Source organism: Leptospira ainazelensis (assembly GCF_016918785.1).
In the GTDB taxonomy this organism is placed as follows: Bacteria; Spirochaetota; Leptospiria; order Leptospirales; family Leptospiraceae; genus Leptospira; species Leptospira ainazelensis.
On the sequence record NZ_JAFFPT010000075.1, the window covers coordinates 1 to 512 of the forward strand.

The following is a 512-nucleotide window of genomic DNA, read 5'->3' on the forward strand; positions in this document are numbered from 1 at the left end:
AGTTTAAAAGACTTCGATCTTTACTGTCCGGATCAGAGAATCACAAGATTATTTCAATCTGGGAAAATTCCTAAAATTCCGAAATCCCCTAAACGAAAACCAAAATCTATCAAGTTTACTTATGAAAAGAGATCCAATCACTTTATCTGTCCGACAGGAAGAATCCTTAAATTCCAAAGGGAGAGAAACCTGAATGGAAAAGATATCTATTCGGATTTTCGTGCGACCAATTGTTCCGATTGTCATTTAAAAATTTTCTGTTCCAAGGGAAAATCAAAGTCTATTTTAGTAAATTCTAAGAGATTAAAAAGAAACTATATTCATTCGAGTCCTTCTAAGAATTATCAACCGGATGAGATGAATAACTTTTATACGATGGAGATGCGAAAAAAATTAAGCGAGCCAAAATCCAGAATCATTTATTCAAAAAGATTTCCTTCCATTGAAGGAGTTTTCGGCGCCATCAAAGGTTCTCGCGGTGGAAATCAATTTTTGACAAAAGGGATTGAAAA

At 34.0% G+C, this 512-nt stretch carries 1 protein-coding gene; it reads left to right on the forward strand.

All coding sequences use genetic code 11. The features are described 5' to 3' along the window. Nucleotides 1-512, forward strand: a 512-nt coding sequence (locus tag JWG44_RS18465; RefSeq protein WP_205276479.1) for a transposase, incomplete at both ends; no start/stop codon positions are given.